Raw genomic sequence first — 2,970 nt, 5'->3', positions numbered from 1 at the left:
GAGTTGCCGAGTTTATTTCAATAAAATCAAAAGCCTTTCTTATGAAAGGCTTTTTTGTTTTTTTAGCTCGGCTTGAAGTTCTTCTAAAAAGGCAATATATTTTTCGCGTCTACCGGATTCAAAGAGTCCTCGGTTAGCTTTGATTTCAGCTTTAATAGCCAATTGCGAGGCATTAAAAACCGATTCGTCTAAACTGTCGATGGACAACAAGTACAATTCAATTATTAAGGGTAACACACAAACTCCTTTTCGAGTAGCAATATAACGCGTACTCTTTTTTGTGCCATTTGGATCTAACTTTTCAATAAATCCCGATTGCATTAAAAATTGCAATTTATTGGTAAGTATGTTGGTCGCAATTTTTTCTTTAGAATTCGAAAACTCTTTAAATGTAGATTTTCGGTGCAAAAGCATGTCTCTCAAAATAAGGAGCGACCATTTATCACCCAGTAAATCAACCGAGACAGCAATAGCACATGTGGATCTAAATACGTGGTTTTTCATAGGAATTACAGAGCTACAAAATTACACTTTTTTAGCGTATAAACACAAATACCAAAAACATATTAGTTGTCTTTAAAAAGTAATTTATATATTTGAAATGTTTAACCAATACATTAAAAAAATGAAAAAAATTGTAGTCTTATTATTGGCTGGATTATCGATTACCGCCTGTATGAGTGATGCGGATAAAAACGCGGCTCAATCTAAAAAAAATGTTGACTTTTATACGAAAGTTTGGGAGCAAGTAATTAATGAAGGAAAAGTGAATGTATTAGACACCGCTTATGCCGAGTCAATCGTTTTACACACCTTACCCGAAATTAAAGGAATCAAGGACGCTAAAGCCTATTATGCAGGTTTTGTGACTGGATTTTCGAACCGAAAGTTTACGGTAAAAAGAATGTTTGCCGACGGGGAAAATTTAGTGAAACATTGGCAATTTACTGGAACTCACACCGGGGTATTTATGGGAATTCCTGCAACAGGAAGAACGGTAAATATTGAAGGGAGTACCATTGCTAAAATTGTAGATGGTAAAATTGTAGAAGAACAAGATTTTATGGATAACATGAGTTTTCTAAAACAACTTGGTCTTATTCAATAACAACACGTAAATTTTAATTCAAAAAAAAGCCAGTCGTTAGACTGGCTTTTTTTATGTGTTTTAAGCACCCAATAAATTCAAGATGATATTGGGGAATATTCCAATGATAATATTTAACAAAATGGCTACTACGGCTACAAAATAATACACAAAAGGAGTTGGAGGCGTTTGTTTTTCAGTGGGTTCTTTTGTATACATAGCTACAATCAATTTAAAATAATAACCCACACTAATGATAGAGTTTATAACTCCCGCAATCACCACCACTAGATACCCCGATTGAATGGTTTGAGTAAACAACGTTAACTTAGCAAAGAATCCTGAAAAAACAGGAATTCCGGCCATCGAAAGTAAGGCTGCAGTTAAGATACCCGCTAGTAGAGGATTTGATTTGCCTAATCCGTTAAAATTGACAATATCTTCGTTGTCTTTGCTACGCGTCACATAAATAATTACCGCAAAAGCAGCCATACCGGCTAAAGCATAGGCAGCAGTGTAATACAATAAGGTTCCTGCAGCTGTAGAAAGGCTTAGTAACGCCATTAGCATAAAACCTGCATGCGATATACCCGAAAAAGCCAACATACGTTTCACATTCTTTTGACGTAACGCCATAATATTACCAACGGTCATGGACAGAATTGAAAGTGCTACTATAATGGTTTCAAAGATATAAGGTATTGTAGGAATCATTCCGTGTATCAGTTTGTATAAGGTAGCAACAGCTACTACTTTTGCCAGCGTACTCATGGTTGCTGTGGTTAAGCTTGGCGCACCTTCATATACATCTGGCGCCCAAAAATGAAACGGTACGGCAGCAATTTTAAACAACATTCCAATGATGATTAAGGTTAAACCAATAGGAAACCAAATTGGAATACCTGCGCCTTCAGAAAGAGCATAAATTTCAGCAATGTCAAAATAACCGGTAGCGCCATAAATCAAGCAAATACCAAATAATATGATTCCGGATGCAAAAGATCCCAACAAGAAATATTTCATTCCTGCTTCATTACTTTTTACGTCTAATCGTTTGCTAGCAGCAAGTACGTATAAAGAAATCGATAAGATTTCAATTCCAATAAAGAACATGGCTAAGTTTCCAAAAGAAACCATAGCAACCGCACCGGCTAGTAAAAATATTTTAATCGCAACATAATCAGATAATTTCGATTGATGTTCTTTATAATAATCTCCACTTAATGCCACTAAAAAAATCGTTAATACGATGAATAAACTAGAAAAACTAACCGAAAAACGATCCACAATAACCATGTTGTTAAAGTGAGTACTCGGTAAATTATAGGCAGAAATAGTAAGCCCTAGAATGGCAATAAGCCCAAGTATTGCTACTGGAATTAATAGTTTTCTTAGGTTGAAGATTTCAGCGATAAGGCAAAAAACACCTAAACCTGATATGGCTAATAATGTATTCATTTTTAGGACTTATTTTAGTCTGTTAATAGTAAAGAAAATATCGTTTAAACTTGGATGAATCAAATCATTGATCGGTTTTGGATACAATCCGAAAAATAATAATAATGCAATAATAACTACCATTGTAAGGGTTTCATAGATGGTAATAGCTCCAAAAGTCGTTGTGTTGGTTTCGCCAAGCATTACATTTTGGAACATTTTAAGCATGTAATATGCCCCTAAAATAATGGTTAATCCGCCAAAAACAGCTAACCAAATATTTACCTGACTCAAACTATACAAAACCGTAAATTCTCCTACAAAATTATAGGTTCCTGGCAAGGCAACTGAAGCCAACACCAAAATCATAAATAAAGAGGTGAATTTTGGCGCTTGTGCACGAATACCACCTAATTCACTTATCGTTCTTGTATGGTATCTTCTAT

At 34.9% G+C, this 2,970-nt stretch carries 4 protein-coding genes; 1 reads left to right on the top strand and 3 read right to left on the bottom strand.

Annotated elements, in window-relative coordinates:
- Nucleotides 1-39: 39 nt before the first annotated feature.
- Nucleotides 40-504 (bottom strand): winged helix-turn-helix transcriptional regulator, encoded by a 465-nt coding sequence (locus ACIQ6Z_RS09790; protein WP_396197097.1) that lies wholly within the window; start codon nt 502-504, stop codon nt 40-42.
- 121 nt (nt 505-625) lie between these two features.
- Here ACIQ6Z_RS09790 and ACIQ6Z_RS09785 point away from each other — a divergent pair, with 121 nt between their 5' ends.
- Entirely contained in the window at nt 626-1,108 is a 483-nt protein-coding gene (locus ACIQ6Z_RS09785) for an ester cyclase (protein ID WP_396210693.1), read from the top strand.
- 60 nt (nt 1,109-1,168) lie between these two features.
- Here the strand turns inward: ACIQ6Z_RS09785 and ACIQ6Z_RS09780 are convergent, their stop codons facing one another.
- Entirely contained in the window at nt 1,169-2,545 is a 1,377-nt protein-coding gene (locus ACIQ6Z_RS09780) for an NADH-quinone oxidoreductase subunit N (RefSeq protein WP_396210692.1), read from the bottom strand.
- Nucleotides 2,546-2,554: 9 nt separating this feature from the next.
- On the bottom strand, nt 2,555-2,970 hold a 416-nt coding region (locus ACIQ6Z_RS09775), incomplete at its 5' end, for a proton-conducting transporter membrane subunit (RefSeq protein ID WP_396210691.1).

It is taken from the genome of Flavobacterium sp., from assembly GCF_044376915.1.
GTDB lineage: Bacteria > Bacteroidota > Bacteroidia > Flavobacteriales > Flavobacteriaceae > Flavobacterium.
The sequence above is the reverse complement of the archived record's forward strand: the minus strand, read 5'-3'. Positions and strand labels throughout refer to the sequence as shown.